This window comes from uncultured Deefgea sp. (genome assembly GCF_947072475.1).
Classification (GTDB): domain Bacteria; phylum Pseudomonadota; class Gammaproteobacteria; order Burkholderiales; family Chitinibacteraceae; genus Deefgea.
The window spans coordinates 1-21873 of sequence record NZ_CAMTIA010000022.1; the positions used below are offsets into that span (position 1 = coordinate 1).

The 21873-nt window shown below is 47.8% G+C and carries 22 protein-coding genes and 1 pseudogene; 10 read left to right on the forward strand and 13 right to left on the reverse strand.

What is annotated here, in order from left to right:
- The 8 genes and pseudogenes from Q0V82_RS08985 to Q0V82_RS09020 form a co-directional block, all read right to left on the reverse strand.
- A pseudogene (locus Q0V82_RS08985) lies at positions 1 to 207 on the reverse strand (exopolyphosphatase); the annotation flags it as partial.
- Between the two features lie 29 nt (positions 208 to 236).
- Complete coding sequence (locus tag Q0V82_RS08990; RefSeq protein WP_297574863.1) at positions 237 to 1196, reverse strand: SPFH domain-containing protein; 960 nt, start codon at positions 1194 to 1196, stop codon at positions 237 to 239.
- A gap of 18 nt (positions 1197 to 1214) precedes the next feature.
- Positions 1215 to 1640, reverse strand: coding sequence for an NfeD family protein (locus tag Q0V82_RS08995; RefSeq protein ID WP_297574865.1), 426 nt, complete (start codon positions 1638 to 1640; stop codon positions 1215 to 1217).
- A gap of 103 nt (positions 1641 to 1743) precedes the next feature.
- The gene (gene serS, locus Q0V82_RS09000) at positions 1744 to 3033 is read right to left on the reverse strand and encodes a serine--tRNA ligase (protein WP_297574867.1); all 1290 of its coding nucleotides are present in this window, start codon (positions 3031 to 3033) and stop codon (positions 1744 to 1746) included.
- 209 nt (positions 3034 to 3242) lie between these two features.
- Complete coding sequence (locus Q0V82_RS09005; RefSeq protein WP_297574869.1) at positions 3243 to 3764, reverse strand: Dps family protein; 522 nt, start codon at positions 3762 to 3764, stop codon at positions 3243 to 3245.
- A gap of 305 nt (positions 3765 to 4069) precedes the next feature.
- Positions 4070 to 5404, reverse strand: a complete 1335-nt coding sequence (locus Q0V82_RS09010; protein ID WP_297574871.1) for a replication-associated recombination protein A — start codon at positions 5402 to 5404, stop codon at positions 4070 to 4072.
- Positions 5397 to 6020 carry an outer membrane lipoprotein chaperone LolA gene (gene lolA / locus Q0V82_RS09015; RefSeq protein WP_297574873.1) on the reverse strand — a complete coding sequence of 208 codons (624 nt, stop codon included), beginning with the start codon at positions 6018 to 6020 and terminating at the stop codon, positions 5397 to 5399. Before lolA ends, Q0V82_RS09010 begins: the two co-directional genes overlap by 8 nt.
- A gap of 72 nt (positions 6021 to 6092) precedes the next feature.
- A complete protein-coding gene (locus Q0V82_RS09020; protein WP_297574875.1) occupies positions 6093 to 6758 on the reverse strand; it encodes an OmpA family protein in 666 nt (221 codons plus the stop codon).
- A gap of 365 nt (positions 6759 to 7123) precedes the next feature.
- Here Q0V82_RS09020 and gyrA point away from each other — a divergent pair, with 365 nt between their 5' ends.
- The 10 genes from gyrA (at position 7124) to Q0V82_RS09070 (ending at position 16059) form a co-directional block, all read left to right on the forward strand.
- Positions 7124 to 9790 carry a DNA gyrase subunit A gene (gene gyrA / locus Q0V82_RS09025; RefSeq protein WP_297574877.1) on the forward strand — a complete coding sequence of 889 codons (2667 nt, stop codon included), beginning with the start codon at positions 7124 to 7126 and terminating at the stop codon, positions 9788 to 9790.
- A gap of 9 nt (positions 9791 to 9799) precedes the next feature.
- Complete coding sequence (locus tag Q0V82_RS09030) at positions 9800 to 10261, forward strand: PaaI family thioesterase (protein ID WP_297574879.1); 462 nt, start codon at positions 9800 to 9802, stop codon at positions 10259 to 10261.
- Entirely contained in the window at positions 10261 to 10677 is a 417-nt protein-coding gene (locus tag Q0V82_RS09035; protein WP_226763734.1) for a PaaI family thioesterase, read from the forward strand. The genes Q0V82_RS09030 and Q0V82_RS09035 overlap by 1 nt, the downstream gene beginning before the upstream one ends.
- Positions 10678 to 10852: 175 nt before the next feature.
- A complete protein-coding gene (gene serC, locus Q0V82_RS09040; protein ID WP_297574881.1) occupies positions 10853 to 11938 on the forward strand; it encodes a 3-phosphoserine/phosphohydroxythreonine transaminase in 1086 nt (361 codons plus the stop codon).
- A gap of 3 nt (positions 11939 to 11941) precedes the next feature.
- A complete protein-coding gene (locus Q0V82_RS09045; protein WP_297574883.1) occupies positions 11942 to 12142 on the forward strand; it encodes a DUF6677 family protein in 201 nt (66 codons plus the stop codon).
- A 59-nt stretch (positions 12143 to 12201) separates the two neighbouring features.
- On the forward strand, positions 12202 to 13275 hold the full coding sequence (gene pheA / locus Q0V82_RS09050) for a prephenate dehydratase (RefSeq protein WP_297574885.1): 1074 nt from the start codon (positions 12202 to 12204) through the stop codon (positions 13273 to 13275).
- A 59-nt stretch (positions 13276 to 13334) separates the two neighbouring features.
- Complete coding sequence (locus Q0V82_RS09055) at positions 13335 to 13907, forward strand: TIGR00730 family Rossman fold protein (RefSeq protein WP_297574887.1); 573 nt, start codon at positions 13335 to 13337, stop codon at positions 13905 to 13907.
- On the forward strand, positions 13892 to 14545 hold the full coding sequence (locus Q0V82_RS09060) for an N-acetyltransferase (RefSeq protein ID WP_297574889.1): 654 nt from the start codon (positions 13892 to 13894) through the stop codon (positions 14543 to 14545). The genes Q0V82_RS09055 and Q0V82_RS09060 overlap by 16 nt, the downstream gene beginning before the upstream one ends.
- Positions 14546 to 14553: 8 nt before the next feature.
- Positions 14554 to 15648 (forward strand): histidinol-phosphate transaminase, encoded by a 1095-nt coding sequence (gene hisC, locus Q0V82_RS09065; protein WP_297574891.1) that lies wholly within the window; start codon positions 14554 to 14556, stop codon positions 15646 to 15648.
- Between the two features lie 234 nt (positions 15649 to 15882).
- A complete protein-coding gene (locus Q0V82_RS09070; protein WP_173531898.1) occupies positions 15883 to 16059 on the forward strand; it encodes a DUF3460 family protein in 177 nt (58 codons plus the stop codon).
- Between the two features lie 193 nt (positions 16060 to 16252).
- Here Q0V82_RS09070 and Q0V82_RS09075 read toward each other — a convergent pair whose 3' ends face one another.
- From Q0V82_RS09075 to pflB, 5 genes are all read right to left on the reverse strand, one after another.
- Complete coding sequence (locus tag Q0V82_RS09075) at positions 16253 to 16729, reverse strand: super-infection exclusion protein B (RefSeq protein WP_297574894.1); 477 nt, start codon at positions 16727 to 16729, stop codon at positions 16253 to 16255.
- Positions 16730 to 16995: 266 nt separating this feature from the next.
- Entirely contained in the window at positions 16996 to 17964 is a 969-nt protein-coding gene (locus Q0V82_RS09080; protein ID WP_297574896.1) for a DUF808 domain-containing protein, read from the reverse strand.
- 174 nt (positions 17965 to 18138) lie between these two features.
- Positions 18139 to 18939: a pyruvate formate-lyase-activating protein gene (gene pflA / locus Q0V82_RS09085; protein ID WP_297574899.1), complete on the reverse strand. Its 801-nt coding sequence runs from the start codon at positions 18937 to 18939 to the stop codon at positions 18139 to 18141.
- Positions 18940 to 19067: 128 nt separating this feature from the next.
- On the reverse strand, positions 19068 to 19256 hold the full coding sequence (locus Q0V82_RS09090) for a glycine radical domain-containing protein (RefSeq protein ID WP_374758537.1): 189 nt from the start codon (positions 19254 to 19256) through the stop codon (positions 19068 to 19070).
- Between the two features lie 176 nt (positions 19257 to 19432).
- Positions 19433 to 21745 (reverse strand): formate C-acetyltransferase, encoded by a 2313-nt coding sequence (pflB, locus tag Q0V82_RS09095; protein ID WP_297574903.1) that lies wholly within the window; start codon positions 21743 to 21745, stop codon positions 19433 to 19435.
- Positions 21746 to 21873 lie beyond the last annotated feature (128 nt).

The following is a 21873-nucleotide window of genomic DNA, read 5'->3' on the forward strand; positions in this document are numbered from 1 at the left end:
ATGATGGTCAAAAGCTAAATGCGCCGCAGCAACATAGGGCAGATTGGTGGTGATGTCCCGATTAGTGATCGGGACTTTGCCATCTTGCATGTCTTTGGGATGAACAAACAAAATATCGTCAATCATATCAAGTTCATTGAGTAATACAGCACAAACCAGACCATCAAAGTCACTGCGGGTTACTAAACGAAATTTTTCATCAGCCATGAGTAAGCTCCTGCGTTGGTGCATTTACTTTAGTTTGTTTTTTCTTTGTTTGCTGCTTTCACAACACTCATCGCGGTAGCAACCATTCCTGCGACATCGGCGGCATTACTCGGGAGAAGCATCGTATTACTGGTTTTGGCGATATTGCCAAACGCAGCGACGTATTGTTCGGCGACTTTTAAATTAATCGCTTCCAGTCCGCCGGGTGACTCGATGGCTTTCGCGACGACGGCAACGGCTTCTGCGGTGGCATGTGCCACTAAGCGCAGTGCCTCTGCTTCACCTGTTGCGCGATTGATTTGTGCCTGACGCTCACCTTCTGATTGGTTGATGTCGGCTTGCATGTCGCCTTGTGATTTTTGAATTGCAGCTTCTCTTTGCCCTGTTGCTAAATTGATTTGCTCTTGCTTAACACCCTCTGATTGGGCAATGCGGGCGCGTTTTTCACGTTCTGCGGTGATTTGCTGTTGCATTGAGTGCAAAATTGCTTGTGGCGGGGTAAGGTCTTTGATCTCGTAGCGTAAGACTTTGACTCCCCAGCTGGTGGCGGCTTCATCCAGTGCTGCGACAACGGTGCGATTAATATCATCACGCTCTTCAAAGGTTTTATCCATTTCAAGCTTACCGATGACCGAGCGTAAAGTGGTTTGTGCCAGTTGGCTGATGGCCATTACAAAGTCTGACGTGCCGTAGGACGCCATTTTTGGATCAACCACTTGAAAGTATAAAATGCCATCAACTTGTAGTTGTGTATTGTCGCGAGTAATACAAACTTGGCTGGGAATATCGAGAGGGATTTCTTTGAGTGAATGTTTGTAGGCCACACGATCTACAAAAGGAATGACAAAATTTAATCCTGGTGCAAGTACCGCATGAAATCGACCTAATCGCTCGATGATGAGTGCGCTTTGCTGCGGGACGATTTTGAATGTTTTTGCGATAAAGATGATGACTGCAATGAGAAGTATTAAGGTGAATTCAAATGGCATAACGTTTCCCTTGAGTGATTAAAGTGGCTGTTTGTTTGATATTTCCAGCGTGGCGCCGTGCTGGGCGCTGATGTACCAATGGATGTCATGCCCGCGTTGACAATCATGGGCGAGAACGGCATTCCATTGGCTGCCTCGGTAGCGAACACGGGCATGATTTTCATCCTGCCAAGCTTCAATACTGACGCGCTGGCCAATTTCATTGTCGATGCCACTGTTTTTGTTTTGTAAGTGAGTCAGTTTCCAGTGTCGAATAATAAAAGCGCTAATGAGTGCAAAAAGTGCACTCATGCCAATTTGCAATGACAGGCTGAGTTTGAAGGCGGCCGCTGCGGCGCCAGCAAGAAAACCAATGGCAATGGCGATCATATAAAATGTGCTTGAGAATATTTCAAGAATACACAGTGCAACAGCGAGCGTAAGCCATATGCTGGTCATATTCATAAGCAGTGCCAGATAGGGTGATTGAGTCTACAGAGTAGCGGACCTTGGCGCACGGCGCAAAAAAAGCGCACGTCGGCGTGCGCTTTTGTGGTATTGGCTAAAATCAGGCGCTTAATCGTTCTCGGCCGCCGAGGTAAGGGCGCAGAACCGCAGGGACGGTGATTGAGCCATCGGCATTTTGGTAGTTTTCAAGGACGGCGACTAAAGTACGACCGACCGCTAGGCCAGAACCATTTAATGTGTGCACCAGTTCATTTTTGCCTTGCGCGTTTTTAAAGCGTGTTTGCATGCGGCGAGCTTGAAATGCACCCATATTTGAGCAGCTTGAGATTTCTCTAAAGGTGTTTTGTGCGGGCAGCCAAACTTCTAAATCATAGGTTTTCTGACTGCTAAAGCCCATATCTCCAGTGCAAAGTAATACTTTTCTGTATGGCAGTTCGAGTAGTTGCAGGATTTTTTCTGCATGACCTACGAGTTCTTCAAGTGCGTCATCAGAATGATCCGGATGAACAATTTGTACCATTTCGACTTTGTCAAATTGGTGCTGGCGAATCAAGCCACGTACGTCACGACCGTAAGAACCGGCTTCAGAGCGAAAGCAAGGTGAATGGGCTGTTAGCCTGATTGGCAGTTGCTCAGATTTAAGTAGATCGCCAGCGACGGTATTGGTGAGGGTGATTTCAGAAGTTGAAATCAGATATTGATCTACATGACCTTCTTCGTCACCACCTCGAGTAACTTTGAACATGTCTTCGGCAAACTTGGGTAATTGGCCGGTGCCAAAGAGTGCCGAGTCGTTGACGATGTAGGGCGTGTACATTTCTTCATAGCCATGCTCATTGCTGTGCGTGTTGAGCATAAATTGCGCGAGGGCGCGATGCAGTTTAGCCACTGATCCACGCAGTAGGCTAAAGCGGCTGCCAGATAGTTTTGCGCCAGTTTCAAAATCGAGGCCCAGTGGTGCGCCTAAATCAACATGGTCTTTAATCTCGAAATTAAATGCGCGCGGTGTTCCCCAACGACTGACTTCAATATTGTCGGTTTCGTCTTTACCTGCGGGAACCGATTCATCAGGTAAGTTTGGAATCAATTGCAGTAATGTATTGAGTTGTTCGGCGAGTTGGGCGAAAGCCAGCTCTGCTGCTTTTAGCTCATCACCCAGACTGGCGACTTCTGCCATAATGAGGCTTACGTCCTCACCTTTGGCCTTGGCTGCACCAATTTGCTTGGAAGAGGCATTGCGTTTGGCTTGCAAGTCTTGCATTTGCGTTTGCAATATTTTGCGTGCATCTTCCAGTTTTTGGAATGCCAGTGCATCCAGCACAAACTTTCGTTCGGCTAAACGAGCGGTCACTGCAGCAAGGTCGGTGCGTAAAAGTTGGATATCGAGCATTTTATGGGTCACTGAAATAGGGTGAGCTGATTTTACACCAAGGCATGCTTGGCTCGAAGCCTATTGCGCGATTTTGCTAGTATTACGGCGCTTGGCTATCTGGCGTTGTTGTAAGAATTGCTTATTTTTGTTGCAATAAAAATGCGGCATCAGATGATTTCTGATGCCGCATTTTTTATTGTATGGCATAAAACGAAGCGTGGCGCTCATTAACCTCGGCGGCTTGATTCAAATAGAAACCATGTACGACGCTCTGCTTGATCAATCCATTCTTCTAGCAAGCTAGCTGTCGCTGTGTCGTGGTATTCATCGCATACGTTGTGTGCTTCGCGCAAACGAGCAACAAGATTTTTGCTATCGTCACACAGCTCGGCCAACATATCCAAGGGTTGTACATACTCAGCATCATTATCTAGAACACGCTGAGTGCGTGCAATATGCCCAATCGAGGTGAGTGTTCGGCCGCCCACTTTCCGTACGCGCTCAGCAATTGGATCGGTCATTGCATAGAGCTCGTCACCTTGCTCGTCGAGCATCAGATGGTAGTCGCGAAAGTGTGGTCCACTCACGTGCCAATGAAAATTTTTGGTTTTTAGATAAAGCGCAAAAACATCGGCCAAAATTAAGTTCATAGCGGCCGTAATATCACGTGTGGCATTTGCACCAAGGTCGGTTGGTGTGGCTAGTGGTGCCGTCAGTGCGCGTTCACCATTGCGTTCAACTGTGGTCATAATATTTACCTTTCACTTTCATGGATAGAAATGTACCAGCCTAAAATGATGACTAGACCAGCACAAAGGAGATAAAACGCCAAAATAATCGATAGTGGATTACATTGCTTACCGATCTTTTAATTTTACAGTTATGGCTTGTTAATTATAAGTAATAATTAACAAGGTTTCTGGCTTGATTTTTTGCATTTAGTTTGTGTTGTTGTTGGATGTACGGCTTTCGTGCTATTCCTAGAATGTTGTGTGCTGAGAACTATAGTAATGAATTCAGTTTATGCAAGTTATAGGTGAATCAATGGATAAATCTACTTACTCAATGGTTTTTTTATCGAGGCATTTTTTTCTAGCCAGATTGCATCAAGCTCAGCAAGATGAGCCATTTTGGCGCTTATTTTTTGTTCTAGCCCTCGTGAACTTGCTTGATAAAATTGAATTTTATCGAGGCCGTCAGGTAGGTAAGTTTCGCCGGCTGCATAGGCTTCATCTTCATCGTGCGCATAGCGATATGCATGGCCGTGCCCCAATTCGGCCATTAATGGGGTTGGCGCATTACGTAAATGCAAAGGTACTTCACGAGATTTATCTTGTTTGACTAGTGATTTTGCTGCTTTGTAAGCGAGATAACCGGCATTGGATTTTGGCGCAATGGCTAAGTATATAACCGCCTGAGCGAGGGCTAGGTCGCCTTCTGGCGAGCCTAGCCTTTCATAGGTCGTAGCAGCATCGTTGGCGATTTGCATTGCACGAGGATCAGCAAGCCCGATGTCTTCCCAGGCCATGCGAACAATTCGGCGCGCTAAATATCGCGCATCGGCACCGCCATCGAGCATTCGGCTTAGCCAGTAGAGCGCACCATCAGGGCTTGAGCCCCGTACTGATTTATGCAAGGCTGAGATCTGATCATAAAAATGATCGCCATTTTTATCGAAACGACGGCTGCCTATGCTAAGCACTTCGCTTAAAAATGCTGCGTCTATGTCTGTTCTGTTGCTGGTGTGTGCGGCTTGGCTGGCTTGTTCAAATAAATTGAGCAGGCGTCGTCCATCGCCATCAGCCAGATCAACTAAAACCGGAATTGCATCTGCGCAGATTGTGAGTGCGGGGGTGATGTGCGCTTGGGCTCTTGTTATTAGTTGTGTGAGTTCATGTTCATTGAGCGGATTTAAAACATAGACTTGGGCACGAGAAAGTAATGCCGCATTGACTTCAAACGAGGGGTTTTCAGTCGTAGCGCCAATAAAAGTAATCAGCCCTGATTCCACAAAGGGTAAAAATGCATCTTGCTGCGACTTATTAAAGCGATGGACTTCATCAACAAACAAAATAGTTTGACGATTGAGTTTTTGATTTCGTTCTGCTTCATCCATTGCCAGTCGGATGTCTTTTACGCCGGAAAAAACGGCAGAGAGTGCAATGAGTTCGCAATCGAAGGCGTCGGCCAATAAACGAGCTAAGGTGGTTTTTCCGACCCCAGGTGGCCCCCAAAAAATCATTGAATGCGCTTTGCCCCCCGCCAAAGCGAGAGCGAGTGGCTTCCCCGTAGCGAGTAAGTGTTGTTGCCCAACAATGGCATCAATTGACTTAGGTCGCAATATTTCAGCAAGCGGTTGTATGGCTTTGCGGGTAAAAAGATCACTCACGAATGATGTCGCTCCCTGTGGGGGGGGTGAAATTAAACTGTTTGCTGTCTATGGCTTGGTTTCGAGTGATCTGTTTGAGCTGTATTTTAGTCGTTTGCCCAAAATGATCATCTAATTCTAATAGGTTTAAATTGTTATCGCTAAAGCCGATCCGAATTCGAGCAAAACTACTGTCATTTTGCTTGGGAATTAATTCAATCCAGTCGCGTCCCGCACGACTAGGTAAATTTGTGATGTTGAAATTGGTTTCCAGTTTATTGTCTCCTGCCAGTATTGCAGCAGGGCTTGCCTCAAGGGCTTTGCCGACCGGTTTTATGGTGACTTGTGCCAAGTCGGCGTCGTAAAGCCAAACTTGTTTGCCATCGCTGATAATTTCTTGTGGATAGGGCTTTTCGTAAGTCCAACGAAACTTACCCGGACGAAGTAAGCTGAGTTGTCCAGTTGAGGTTTGAGTTTTATTGTTTTTAGCCGTTACGTCTTGAGTAAAGCTGGCATTTAGTGACATTGTACCACTGAGGTATTGTTGTATTTTTGATACGTTATCAGCAAAAACAGGCTTTGTTGTAAGTATTAGGGCGGTTGATCCTACTAACACCAGCTGAAGGAGTTTGTTCATTATCAAATCTCTTATCCGTTTGAATAATAAAAAAGCCCCGCCGAGGCGGGGCTTAATATTATTGAATGCTAATTACTTAACAACAACTTGAGTGCCGGTGATTTCAACAACAACGCGACGATCTGGTGCCAAGCACTCGATCAATTTAGCGCGATTTTTTTGTTGGCAAGTATCGCCAGTTACTGGATCTGCTTTACCTTTACCAACTGCAGTTACTTTGTCTGCTGGAGCGCCTTTGCTCAACAGGTAGTCACGTACAGTGTTTGCACGTTTTTCAGATAGAACCATATTGTATTTGTCTGAGCCGATGCGGTCAGTGTAACCAACTACGGCTGCAGTACCATCTTTAGGATCCATTGCTTGAACTTCAGTAAACAGCGTATCCAATGCATCTTTACCCGCTGGTTTCAACGTAGATTTGTTGAAATCAAACAAGTAATCAGCTTTCAATTCGAATGTTTTAGTTGTTTTAACTGGAGCTGGAACAACTGGAGCAACAACGGCTTTAACAACTGGAGCAACGTAACCTTGGCAACCTTTAACACTCTTAGCTGCTTCAGCAGTCCAAGAGCCAGTTTGTACACAAGTACCATCAGAAATCTTTACAGCGCCTTCTGGGTTTGCTTCAGAAACGTTGGTGCTGTTTGTTACGTAGATTTCAGTCGCGGCTTGAGCGCCAGCGGCAGCAAATGCAGCAACGATAGCGAATGATGTCAGAGTTTGCTTGATTGTCAGCATGTGGATTCCCCGTTTATAAATCAATAAATGAATGTAACTTACTATTCGTTATAGTAAACGATAATACTGTACCAGTACCCATTCTACTGTCTTAGGTAAATTTGACGCAAATAAAAAGCTTGCACTGGCGCAACCTTAAAGAATTTGTAACATTGCACAGTGCAATACAGCACCATTTACGCAAAAATTGGATCAGAGGCATCCACGTGGTAAACTTGATGCTAACTATAGAATAGTTAAACGAGACTAGTCAGTGTTTATTTGTAACAAAGTTTCCAAAAGACAGTTAAAAATTTCGCCACACTGAATTCTAAATTAAGTGTGGCTTTGATAGTCCCTACGTTTTTCACTAACCGGCCTTATCAATGCACGAACAATTCAGCTTTGCCAAAGAAACGATCCCCGTCAGCCTCGAAGAGGAAATGCGTCATTCCTACCTCGATTACGCCATGAGCGTGATCGTGGGACGAGCGTTGCCTGATGTACGCGATGGTTTAAAACCCGTTCACCGTCGTATTTTGTTTGCGATGCACGAAAGCAGTAATGTGTGGAATCGCCCTTACGTTAAATGTGCTCGCGTGATTGGTGATGTGTTGGGTAAATATCACCCACACGGCGATTCTGCTGCCTATGAGGCATTGGTGCGGATGGCGCAAGGCTTCTCTTTGCGTTACACCTTGATCGATGGTCAGGGTAACTTCGGTTCGATTGATGGAGACCGCGCGGCGGCCTATCGTTATACTGAGTGTCGTTTGCAAAAAATATCGAGTGAACTTTTGGCCGATATCGACAAAGAAACCGTCGATTTCACGCCCAATTACGATGAAAAAGAACTTGAACCAACTGTCCTTCCTACCCGTATTCCTAATTTATTAGTCAATGGCTCGTCAGGGATTGCAGTAGGGATGGCGACCAATATCCCTCCGCACAATATCAATGAAGTGATCGATGCCAGTCTGGCTTTGCTCGACAATAGCGAGCTTACGATTGATGAGTTGATTGATTACATTCCTGCGCCAGACTTTCCAACTGCCGGTATTATTTACGGTATTCACGGCGTTCGTGAAGGCTATCGCACTGGCCGTGGCCGCGTTGTGATGCGCGCGCGGACTCATTTTGAAGAGTGCGGCAAAAATGGCGATCGCCAAGCCATCATCGTGGATGAGCTGCCGTACCAAGTGAATAAAGCGCGTCTTTTAGAGCGCATCGCCGAATTGGTTCGCGAAAAAACCATCGAAGGTATTTCTGACCTGCGCGACGAGTCAGACAAATCGGGTATGCGAGTCGCAATTGAGCTCAAACGCGGTGAAATGGCCGATGTGGTGCTCAATAACCTCTACAAACATACTCAGCTGCAAGACAGCTTTGGTATCAATATGGTGGCGCTGGTTGATGGTCAACCGCGTTTATTGAACTTAAAGCAAGTGTTGGAGTGTTTCTTAAAGCATCGCCGTGAAGTCGTTACACGCCGTACGGTGTATGAGCTGCGTAAAGCGCGTGATCGTGGTCATGTACTTGAAGGCTTGGCCGTTGCCTTATCGAATGTCGACGAAATCATCGCGATGATTAAAGCGGCACCAACGCCAGCGGAAGCCAAAACCGGCTTAATGAGCCGCGTTTGGAAATCGGGTTTAGTCGGTGAAATGCTGGCCCGTGCCGATGCCAATGCGTCACGCCCAGAAGGTTTACTCGATTGCTTTGGTTTATCGGATGAAGGCTACCGCCTTTCAGATGTGCAAGCTCAAGCGATTTTGGAACTGCGTTTGCAGCGTTTAACCGGGCTTGAACAAGACAAAATCATTGCTGAATACAAAGAAGTCGTCGAAAAAATCCTCGATTTACTCGATATCTTGGCGCGTCCTGAACGGGTTACTGAAATCATTCGCAATGAAATGCTGGAAGTTAAAACCAATTATGGCGATGCCCGTCGTTCTGAAATTATCGCGTATGGCGAAGACCTCTGTCTCGAAGACTTAATTACCCCGCAAGACATGGTGGTGACGTTGACGCATGGCGGCTATATGAAAGCCACTGCGGTGGACGAATATCGCTCACAAAAACGTGGTGGTCGTGGCAAGCAAGCGGCAGCAACCAAAGACGATGACTTTATTGACAGTCTGTTTGTGGCTAATACGCACGATTATATCTTGTGCTTTAGCTCACGCGGTCGCGTGTATTGGCTCAAAGTTTATGAATTGCCACAAGGCGGCCGAACCAGTCGTGGCAAGCCGATTGTGAACTTGTTGCCGCTGGAAGAGGGCGAAAAAATCAACGCCATCTTGCCGGTGAAAGAATTCGTTCAAGATCAATATATCTTTATGGCTACGGCTGACGGTACGGTGAAGAAAACCTCATTGGCTGACTTCTCTCGTCCGAAACGCAACGGCATTATTGCCATCAACCTAGATGAAGGTAACTACTTGGTTGGTGTAGCGCTGACGCATGGCGAAGATCAAGTGATGCTGTTCTCTGATGCCGGTAAATCGGTGCGCTTTGCTGAGGGTGATGTTCGCGCTATGGGTCGAACTGCTGCTGGTGTGCGTGGGATGCGATTGGCTGAAGGGCAAAAAGTGATTTCGCTGTTAGTGGCCAATTCAGACGAGCAAATGGTGTTGACGGCCAGCGATGGCGGTTATGGTAAGCGCACTCCGGTGGGCGACTTCCGCCATACCAGCCGTGGTACGCAAGGCGTGATTGCGATGGACTTGACCGAAAAAACCGGCTTTAAATTGGTTGCCGCCAGTTTGGTTGAAGAGTCGGACGACGTGATGTTGATTACCACCGGTGGCGTGCTGATCCGGACTAAGGTCAACCAAATTCGGGAAACAGGTCGCTCGGCACAAGGTGTTCGCTTGATTAATCTGGATGAGGGCGAACATTTGTCCGGTTTAGAAATAGTCGCTGAAGTGGACGAACCTGAAGGCGATGAATCTGAGTTGATCGAAGAGAGCGCAGAAGCTGCAGACGTTGTAGAAGCTGTAGTGGCACCAACGGACGTAGTCGATATTGATCCAGCAACCCCTAGCGAATAAAGGCCAACAATGAACGGACTGTGGTTACCTGTTGCAGCACCTGATTTTTTTGCCCAAGTTGCGCCATGGTTTATGGCGTTACCGCATTGCAAAACATTAGGCTTGGAATTGGTTACCGCAGGACGCGGTAAAGTAACGCTCAAATTGCCATTTAAAGCCGCGTTGATCGGCAACCCCGAAACGCGCGTTTTGCATGGTGGCGTTGTGACCTCATTGATTGATACGGCTAGCGGGATTTCGCTATATACCTTGCTCGACCAGCCCGAAGCCGCCGCTACGCTTGATCTCCGGATCGACTATTTGCGGCCGGCCAAACCCGACTTACCACTGTATTGCACTGCTGAATGCTATCGCCTGACTGATTCGATTGCATTTATGCGCGCCACGGCTTATCAGGCCGATCCGGATAAGCCGATTGCGCATTCGGTGTCTACTTTTGCGCGGATGGCAACAACCAAGGAATCTGCATAATGGCTGAGGGTATTGCTTGCTTTGCTAATCTAAATGAAGCCTTGGATCAAATACCCTATGCCAAATTGCTAGGGATTCAAGCGATTGAGCAAAATGGTCGGCCTGCGTTTTACCTACCTTTTGCCGAGCACAATATCGGCAATGTGCTATTGCCGGCCATTCATGGCGGTGTGATTGGTGGCTTTTTAGAAAACGCCGCCGTACTCCATTTAATGTGGGCGCAAGAAAGCACTGGCATTCCTCGTGTCATTGACTTTTCGATTGATTATTTGCGTTCGGCCAAAGCCTTGGATTTACACGCGCGTTGCGAGATTGTTCGCCAAGGCAAGCGGGTGGCCAATGTATTAATGACCGCATGGCAAGAGGATGAATCTAAACCCGTCGCCACGGCGCGGGCGCATTTCTTGTTGAGCTAATCGGCTAACACTCACCACGAGTCTTTTTAAAGTTCAGCGCAAAATATCTTGGTGTGCTTATTTGGGCTGGCAGCAAAATACCAAATCACGGCGCAGCTCCAATAAAGTGACTGGGTTTTTCCGCGCTTTTGCTAGCCTCAATCGTTGTCTTATTACCTGTTTTAAGAGAATGCTCATGACTCAAGTGTTTAATTTTTCCTCTGGTCCGGCGGTTTTGCCGCACGAAGTATTGCTGCAAGTCCAAGCCGAAATGCTCGATTGGCATGGCTCAGGCATGAGCGTGATGGAAATGAGCCATCGTGGGCCTGAATTTGGCCAAATTTTGGCTGAAGCCGAAGCCGATTTGCGCACGCTGATGGCGATTCCTGAAAACTACAAAGTGCTGTTTTTACAAGGCGGGGCGCATTTGCAATTTGCGATGTTGCCACTCAATTTCGCCCCTGTCGGCAGTACGGTGGACTTTGTGAATACGGGGCATTGGTCGAAAGTGGCGATTAAAGAAGTGAGCCGCTACGCCAACGTGAATATTGTCGCCAGCAGTGAAGATAAAAACTTTAGCTATGTGCCGGATGAATCGTCTTGGCAACGCACGCCGGATGCCGCATTTTTGCATTACTGCAGTAATGAAACCATCGGCGGCGTTGAGTTTAACCACATTCCGCAAGCCAATGGCGTGCCGCTGATTTGTGATATGTCGAGCAATATTTTGTCGCGTCCGTTCGATGTGAGCCAATTCGGTATGATTTATGCTGGCGCGCAAAAAAACATGGGGCCATCGGGTGTAGCAGTGAGTATCGTTCGGAGCGACTTACTGGGTAAGGCGCGCAGCGATACACCCACCATGCTCAATTACAAATCGTATGCCGATAATGGCTCGATGTATAACACGCCACCGTCGTTTGGTATTTACGTGGCGGGCTTGGTCTACAAGCACGTGTTGCAGCAGGGTGGCGTGGCGGCGATGGAAGCGAAAAACATCGAAAAAGCCAATGTAATTTACGCCGCAATTGATGCATCCAATGGCTTCTACCATTGCCCAACGGCGTTGGCGAATCGTTCGCGAATGAATATTCCATTTACTTTGGCCGATCAACAGCTCGATCAAGCCTTCCTCGAAGGGGCCGAAGCACGGCATTTATTGCAGCTTAAAGGGCATCGCTCGGTGGGCGGTATGCGCGCTTCGATTTATAACGCCATGCCATTGGCCGGTTGCCAAGCGCTGGCCGAATATATGAATGAATTTGCAAAGATGAAGGGTTAATCGATGGCCGGTCCAGGTTCTGGCGGTAATGTACTTGCCGCACTCGCTAGTTTTTTTATTCCCGGCTTAGGGCAGCTCTTACAAGGTCGGGTATTAAAGGCGGCGTTGATGTTTGTTTCTGCTGCGCTACTTTGGTTTATTTTGCTCGGTTGGATCATTCATTTATGGTCGATTATTGACGCCGCACGCTTTAAACCTGAATAAAACGCCAGCTAAAGCGCGGCGCGCTGAAGGCTTTAAATCACTCTTACTGAGCTTTAGACATGTCAGATCATTTGTTAAAACAACACCGTGATGCAATTGATGCGATTGATCAGCAAATTCTCGCTTTGATCAATCAACGTGCCCAGCATGCCCGTACGATCGGCGAAATCAAAGGCAGCGGCGTGGTTTACCGCCCAGAACGCGAAGCGCAAGTGCTCACTCGCATTAAAGACACCAATCCGGGGCCATTGTCGGGTGAAACCTGCGCGCGCTTATTCCGTGAAATCATGTCGGCGTGCTTGGCGCTTGAGCGCCCATTAACCATCGCCTTTTTGGGGCCAGAAGGCACATTTACCCAAGCGGCGGCGATTAAGCATTTTGGCCATGCGGCATCGACCTTGGCATGCGCTTCAATTGACGAAGCGTTTCGCGTGGTTGAGGCGCGCGGTGCAGATTATGTGGTGGCACCAGTGGAAAACTCCACCGAAGGTGCTGTCGGGCGCACTTTGGATTTAATGGTGACTACACCACTACAAATCTGCGGTGAAGTGGTGCTACGGATTCATCATCATTTCTTGCGGCAAACCACCGATATGGCGGGGATTAAGCGGGTGTATTCGCACGCCCAAAGCTTGGCGCAATGCCATGAGTGGCTTAATAAACATCTGGGTGATGAGGTCGAGCGTATTTCTGTGGCCAGCAATGCCGAAGGCGCGCGTTTAGCCAGCCTAGACTCAAGCAGCGCCGCAATTGCCGGGGATTCGGCGGCGGAGAAATTCGCGCTGAATAAACTCGCGGTCAATATTGAAGACGAACCGAATAACACCACCCGATTCTTGGTGCTGGGTTATCAGCAAGCGGCGCGCTCAGGTAAAGACAAAACATCGTTGGTGATTTCAGCGCCTAATCGCCCCGGTGCTTTGCATACCTTGGTCGAGCCGCTAGCCAGAAATGGCGTGTCGATGAGTAAGTTTGAATCGCGACCAAGTCGAACTGGGCTGTGGGAATACGTGTTTTTTGCCGATGTTGATGGCTTTATTGACGATGTACCATTGCAAGCGGCGTTAAAAGATTTGCAAGATGTTGCCGCTTTTGTGAAAGTTTTGGGTTCATACCCACAAGCTGTCATTTAATGGTGATGTTGGCGTCGTAGTGTAGTGTCGTCAATTTCAATCAGCTAGGTAGGCATGCAATGAAATCAGTCGTGGTGTTTTGTGGTGCACGCTTTGGAACGAAAGAAATCTATCGTCACCAAGCGCAACAACTGGGTCGCGCTTTGGCCGAGCGTAGCTTAACCTTGGTGTATGGCGGTGGTCATGTTGGCTTAATGGGCGCTGTCGCTGAGGCATGTTTAGATGCCGGTGGTCAGGTGATTGGCGTGATTCCGCAGTTTATGGTTGAGCGTGAGCTGGGGTATGGCGCGTGCAGCCAATTAGAGATTGTCGATTCGATGCATACCCGCAAGGCACGGATGGCAGAATTGGCCGATGGCTTTATTGCCATGCCGGGTGGATTTGGTACGTTTGATGAGTTATTTGAAATTTTAACTTGGGGGCAAATCGGTCTGCACGAAAAACCTGTTGGTCTACTCAATACCGCGAATTATTTTGCGCCATTGCAAATCATGGTGGCACAAGCGGTAGAAGAGGGCTTTGTGAGCGGCAGTGATGCGGCTCAATTGCTGTGCGCCAATGATCCCATCGAGCTGATCGAGTTATTGCAAAGTAAACCTTCTCGTCGCGCAGGTGAATGGTGGAAAACTTAACGCATGCTTTACCCAGTGATGCCAAGCGGGCTGCGGCACTGATTTATCAGTCCGATGCGCCTTTTTATGATTATTGGTTTGCCTTGCCGCCCGAACTGGTGGTGCTCAATTTAGCGCAGCTTTGGCAAGCTGAAACCGGCAGTTACAGCCATCGCAACGCGCAAGTGTTGCGCAATAGCGACGATGAGCTCATTGCCTTGGTGTTTCATTACTCAGCCGGTTTTGGCGCGCAATTGCAAGTGAGCGATGCATTTGAAATTGGTGCTTTAGCGCTCGACTTGCAGATTTTGCAAGATCGCCAATCGCAGCTGGATTTTTTATTCCCACATGTGCCCAAAAACGCGTGGTATTTGCGCACGATTGCCGTTCATCCGGATTGTCGCCGCCAGCATTTAGGCGAGCGGATGTTGGCGCAGGTTTGTATGGCAGCCCGTGAAGCAGGCTATTTTAGCCTGCATTTAGATGTCGACAGCGCCAATACTGCTGCGGTGCGTTTTTATCAGCGCTATGGCTTTGACGTATTAGTTGAGTCGACGGTACAGCGCTTGGCGATGTTTAAGCTGCCAGCGAGCTTTCGCATGACAAAAAAATTAAACCTCGGCCATGAACTTGCCACGGCCGATAGCTTGAACGACTAAGGATGACGATGTTGACGCTTGCCCCCGAATATATCCGCGCGATTGCGCCGTATCAACCCGGTAAACCGGTCGCTGAACTGGCGCGTGAAATGGGGCTTGATCCCGCACAGATCGTTAAACTAGCATCGAACGAAAACCCGCTGGGCATGGGGCCTAAAGCCCGCGCGGCAGTTGAACAAGCAATCGCCGACTTAGCGCGCTATCCCGATGGGAACGGCTTTGCGCTTAAAGCCAAAATTGCCGAAAAATACCAAGTGGCCAGCGAGCAAATTGTGTTGGGCAATGGCTCAAACGACGTGCTGGAACTGATCTCACATGCTTTTTTGCAGGCGGGTGATACTGCGGTGTATTCCGAATATGCATTTGCCGTCTATCCCTTGGCCACACAGGCCATGGGCGCGACAGGACTGTGCGTGAAATCGCTCGATTACGGCCATGATTTAGACGCCATGCGCGCCGCCATTTTACCTAGCACTAAAATCGTTTGGATTGCTAATCCAAATAATCCCACCGGCACCTTGGCGCGCCCGGGCGATTTGATTGAGTTTTTAGAGTTATGTCCAAGCCATGTGCTGGTGGTGCTCGACGAAGCGTATACCGAATTTTTACCCGCCGCCAAACGTAGTGATTCGATTGAATGGCTAAAAAAATTCCCAAATTTAATCGTCGTTAGAACCTTCTCCAAGGCCTTTGGCTTAGCGGGTTTACGCGTTGGCTTTGCGCTAGCCAGCCCTGAAATCATTGATATGCTCAATCGCGTTCGCCAAGCGTTTAACGTCAATAGTTTGGCGCAAGCCGCAGCAACCGCCGCGCTGGACGACGAGGCTTTTTTACAAGAGTCGGTGCGGATCAATAACCAAGGCATGCAGCAAATCACTGCGGCATTTCGCCAAATGGACATTAGCTTTATTGAGTCAGCCGGTAACTTTGTCACTTTCCATTGTGGCGACGCGCGGATGCTCAATCAATTTATGCTCGAGCGTGGCGTGATTGTGCGGCCATTGGCGGGCTACGGCATGCCCAATAGCTTACGGGTGTCGATTGGCTTGCCCGCTGAAAATGCGCGGTTTATTGAAGTGCTTGAAGAGGCAATGGCGGATTGATAGGAATGTCGCGCAGCGTATTTCAGCTGATGCTTGGGGGTTATCCCGAAAGCATGTAACGTGATTTTTTAGGGTCGGCTGCTTAGCTAGTCGGCTAAAGCCGACCCTACTGCAAAAATGGTGTGGCCAAAACTAGATGCTGCGGCAATAACCGCATCGACCAAGCAAAAGCACACAGCCCCTTCGCCAGCTCAGTTATAATGGCGGCAAAATAAATCACCTCGGGAGAGCACCATGTTCGGCAAAGATAATTGCTACGTTTCTGAATACACCCATTTTATTGAAGATGTTTTGGCAAAAAACCCAGAACTCAAACAAGGCCAAATCGACGGCCGCGCTTTATTGTGGGATAAAGAGCCCATCAATTTGGATGAACGCAGCCGAATTGATGCATCGACAGTGAATAAATAATTCGCTTGAACACAATAAAAAAACCGCCTGATTTTGGCGGTTTTTTGTTGGGTAATACAGGCTTAGCAACTTGGTAATAGAGTGTTTTTGACCCGAAGCAGATGCTCAATGATATAGGTAGGTACGATTAGCGCAGCGTAATCGTACGCATGCCATTCCTCCGATTACGCTGCGCTAATCGGAGCTACGGTGCTTAGTAGAGTAAATTTGGATTTTTAGATAAGTAGTCTCTTGCCCATATTGCAACTCTGTATCCACGTTTTTGATCGGATTTAATTTCGCCAGTGTCATGTAATATTTTACAAGATAGTAACCAATCAATACTTGGATTTGAAGGTGCCAAAAAGATCTGACGTTCATTGTTTGTAATGAAATTATTAAGAATTAGTTTGTCAGCTGGCTTTAGATTTCTTAGTATTTTTTCTAAACGTTGTAGCTGAAATTTTTCAGTAGTTATAGAGATAATCCATCCGCATAAATTAGATATTAAACTGAAAATAGATGCCGTAATTAGTACGGAATAAAAAAGCAAACATTCAGTTTTATATTTTTTTACCCAGTTTGAAAGAGTTGAGTCTATTTCAAAATGTGCAATAATGAAAATTATGCTGGCTAATAGTAGTAAAAATTGAAATATTTTCTTAATTAAATTTAGGTTTAGATGATTCATGATTTTTTTGTATAAAAGTCAGGTTAAAGGGAAAGGTTAAATAAATATTTATTGAGCACACGTTGTTATATGACTTTATTTTTTAAATCGAAGTATTTTTCCAGTAGGTTGGGCTAAATGAAATGCAGCCCAACGTTTACCGCGATTGTTGGACTTGGCAAGCTCAGCGCCAACAAATTCAATTTCCGCTTCGGCCGATTACTGGCTATCCCTTATCCGCAATTTAACGCCATCAACGAACGCCAAATAAGAAATAGCCACAGGCTTTATTTTTTAAACGCGCCCAGTGTTTTTCCAATAATGGTCACGACGACTAATGTCACTGCCCCAGCGATCACACCGGCAATGGCGTTTAGAAATGACGGTGCTAATGTGGACAATACGCTGCCAATGGCGGGGAGGGTGCTGGTGCTGTGGGCTGCGGCTTCGATAAGGTGGTGAATGACGGGGATGCCGTGGATGATAATGCCACCACCGACCATAAACATTGCCAAGGTGCCGACCACGGCTAACACGCGCATTAAAACTGGCGCGCCAGCGAGTAATAGGCGACCGATGCTGCGGCTAATGGCGTTGGCGTTGGGTTTTTGGCTGAGATAAAGGCCGGCATCGTCCATTTTCACAATGGCGGCGACCAAACCATACACGCCGACGGTCATGATAATGGCGATGCCGGTGAGCACCGCGACTTTGCTGCTAAAGCTGACGGCGGCCACGGTACCGAGGGTGATGACGATGATTTCTGCTGAAAGCACAAAGTCGGTGCGAATTGCACCTTGGATTTTCTCTTTCTCAAACGCGACCAAATCGATTGCGGGGTTGTTCACTGCATCGCTCAATGCCTGATGCTCGGCGACGTCTTCAGCGTGCGTGTGCAAAAAAGGATGGGCGATTTTTTCAAAGCCTTCAAAGCACAAATACAATCCACCCAGCATTAACAGCGGCATAATCAATGGAATATTGATGCCATTGGCGCGCAATTGGTCTTCGATAAAGCTAATGAGTAGTGCAGCAGGCACCAAAATCAGTTTGTTTTTGAATGAGCCTTTGGCCACAGCCCAAACGACGGGCAGTTCGCGTTCGGCGCGCACACCGGAGACTTGCTGAGCATTGAGTGCGAGATCGTCGCCTAATACGCCGGCGGTTTTTTTTGCTGCGACTTTGGTCATCAGCGCCACGTCGTCGAGCACGGCGGCGATGTCATCGAGTAATACTAAAAGGCTAGTTCCGGCCATGGTTTAATCCTGCTGTAATTTGAGCGTTAATATACCCTAAGTCGGTGTAATTCTCGATTGACTGATCTGATTTTGACCAAAAAAAAGCCAGCGCGAACGCTGGCAGTTAGTTTTTCTAAAAATAAAGGCTAAGGCTCGCCTGCTTTAATCAAAAACAGCCGTTGTTTACTGGGATTAACAGCAAAACAAACCTTTGGCGCTAAATTGGGCGCGCACGCGCTCGACCATTTCTTGGCTTGGCGGGCGAGTGTCGGTCAGTTCGTATTTCATTCCCAGATCAACCCATTTGTTTTCGCCCATTTTATGAAAGGGCAAAATTTCCACGCGTTCAATCAAGCCCGGGGCTTGGCGTTCGAGTTCGCTGAGGTAATTGGCTAGGCCGGCAACATCTTGCTCGTCGTCGCTAATGCCGGGTACCAAAACGTAGCGAATCCACAGTTTCTTTTTAAGGCGGATCATGCGTTCAGCAAAATCGAGCGTGGGTTGCAGCGGTTTGCTGGTCAGCGCTTCGTATTTGATCGGGTCAAATTGCTTGATGTCGAGTAGGATCAAATCGATATTTTCGAAGTATTCATCCGGTAAGTGCGCCGCCAAAAAGCCTTGGGTATCGAGTGCCGTATGTACTTTAAGCTGGTGTTTGACCCGGCGGAAAATCTCGCCGACAAAATGCGCTTGCATTAAAGGCTCACCACCAGAAATAGTCAGGCCACCCGCGATGCGTAAAAAGCTGGCGTATTTGGCAATCTCAGCAACGATGGCATCGACAGTGTATTGCTTGCCGTTGTGCAATTTCCAAGTGTCGGGATTGTGGCAGTACAAGCAGCGAAATTGGCAGCCGCTAACAAACAGTGCAAAGCGCATGCCGGGGCCATCAACGGCGGCGCCGGTTTCAATGGAATGGATGTAGCCGTATTGATTGCCGTCGGCATCAAAGGCGGCAGGGACGATTTCGCCTGCAGGTTTGTCGAGTGCCATGATGATTTCCAGTGATTTTATAGTTTTGGGGTCTTGCTATTTTAAATGTAAAAACGGACCGCAGGCCGTGCCTTGCGATCCGTGTTTGAGCTAGGCAGAGCGTCAGCCTAGCATCAATAACTCTGCTGTTAGCACTTATCGTGAAACGTGCGATTGATCACATCAAGTTGCTGTTCGCGAGTCAGTTTAACAAAGTTCACTGCATAGCCCGATACGCGCACGGTCAATTGTGGGTAATTATCAGGATTGGCCATTGCGTCTTCGAGTGTTTCTTTGTTCAGGATATTCATGTTCAAATGAAATAATTGAGCCATTATGCCGTCCTCTTAGGTATGTGCTTGTAGTTATCATGGGCTGATGCTTGTATGGCAATACCCCGCTGGGATATTGCCATGATTCATCACTACAAGAATGTGAATTAACTGCAGCGCGCCTGCGTGATCTTGATCTTAACTACCGCAAAAATCAGCATCACGGGCGGCGCTACGCACTCTTAGCACTTCGCGTGGAAAGTCCGGTTGATCACGTCCATTTGCTGTTCGCGAGTCAATTTAACAAAGTTCACCGCATAGCCTGAAACACGAATCGTCAATTGCGGGTAGTTTTCTGGATGTTCAACCGCATCAAGCAAGGTGTCTTTGTCCAATACATTCATGTTCAAATGGAAGAGTTGATCCATTTTTTCATCAATCGCATCGGTAGTCATGCAAGTTGAGCATTCTTCGCCGTGTGGGCCAAACAAACCGTCAATCGATGCGGCCAAGGTTTTCACGCGGTCTGCTGCGTTGTGACCCAAAGCGTCTGGTGTCATTGATGCAGTCCAAGACACACCATCCAGTGCTGATTCGTATGGAATTTTCGATACCGAGAAACCGGCAGCGATAAAGCCATTGGTATCACGACCATTCATCGGGTTTGCACCCGGTGAGAATGGGGCGCCTGAACGACGACCGTCAGGGGTGTTACCGGTTTTTTTGCCGTAAACCACGTTCGAAGTGATGGTCAATACCGATTGAGTTGGCATTGATTCACGGTAGAACACCGGTTGCGCTTTGATTTTTTCCATAAACGCAGTCGACAACCAAACCGCGATATCATCAGCGCGATCATCGTTGTTACCGTAAGCTGGGTATTCGCCTTCGATCACATAATCCACGGCTAAACCAGCTTCATTGCGTTTGATGTGCACTTTAGCGTGTTTCACTGCTGACAATGAGTCGGCTGCTACCGATAGACCGGCGATACCGCAAGCCATCGTGCGCAAGATGTCACGATCATGCAGGGCCATTTCAATACGCTCGTAAGCATATTTGTCGTGCATGTAATGGATTGAGTTCAGCGCAGTCACATAAGTTCTTGCCAACCAATCGAGCATGATGTCGTACTTGCTCATCAACTCGTCGTATTCAAGTACGTCGCCAGTAATTGGGGTGAAGCCTTTGGCCACCACTTTACCGGTTTTTTCGTCCACGCCGCCGTTGATCGCGTACAGCATGGCTTTGGCCAAGTTCACACGAGCGCCAAAGAATTGCATTTGTTTACCAACGCGCATCGCTGAAACGCAGCAGGCAATCGCGTAATCGTCGCCCCATTTTGGTTTCATCAAATCGTCGTTTTCGTATTGGATCGCCGAAGTGTCGATCGATACTTTGGCGCAGAATTCTTTAAAGCCTTGTGGGAAGGCAGTTGACCACAATACGGTCAAGTTAGGCTCTGGTGCTGGGCCAAGGTTGTACAGGGTGTGCAAGACACGGAAGCTCGTTTTGCTGACCAAAGTACGGCCATCTTCACCGGTACCACCGATTGATTCAGTCACCCAAGTTGGGTCGCCTGAGAATAGATCATCGTACTCTGGCGTGCGTAAGAAACGCACGATACGCAATTTCATCACCAGATGGTCGATCAATTCTTGTGCTTGCGCTTCATTCAAAGTGCCTTCGGCAATATCACGCTCGAAGTACACGTCAAGGAAGGTCGAGATACGACCGATCGACATGGCCGCGCCATTTTGCTCTTTTACTGCCGCCAAGTAGCCGAAGTACAACCATTGCACTGCTTCTTGTGCGGTATTTGCAGGGCGAGCGATATCAAAGCCATATTTTTTGGCCATGATTTTGAGTTCGGTCAGCGCTTTGATTTGTTCGGATAGTTCTTCACGTAGGCGAATCACGCTTTCAGTGAATGGCACGTGATCGAGTTCGGTTTTTTCGCGTTTTTTGTCGGCAATCAAGAAATCAACACCGTACAAAGCCACACGGCGATAGTCACCAATAATACGACCACGGCCATACGCATCTGGCAAACCAGTGATGACGCCCGAGCTACGGCAAGCCATGATTTCTGGCGTGTAAACATCAAATACCGCGTTGTTGTGGTCTTTACGATATTTAGTAAAGATCTCTTTGATTTCTGGGTTCATTTCAAAATGGTAAGCCTTGAGGCCGTTTTCAACCATTTTCAAGCCGCCATTTGGCATGATAGCGCGGCGTAGCGGCGCATCAGTTTGCAAACCAACGATGGTTTCCAAATCTTTATTGATATAGCCAGCGCCGTGGGCGGTGATGGTTGAACCAAATTGTGCAGAAACTTCGAGCACACCGCGTTTGCGTTCTTCTTTAAGCAAGACTGACAGTTCAGTCCACAATTGCGTGGTGCGTTCAGTTGGGCCGGCTAAGAAAGAATCATCACCCACATATGGTGTGTAGTTCGCTTGGATAAATTCACGAACCAATACTTTATTCTGCCATTCGCCAGCGCTAAAACCGCGCCAAGCTGTCAATTGCAAGTTGTCTTGAGGTGCATTCATTTGGGTGAGACTCCTTAGTGGCGAGGTCTGTTGGACCATCTTTAAGCCGGATTTTCAGTTGCTAACTGAAAAGAATGTCGCTGTTGCCAGATAGGACAAACAGCAGCAAGTTTGTATTAAGGCATCGT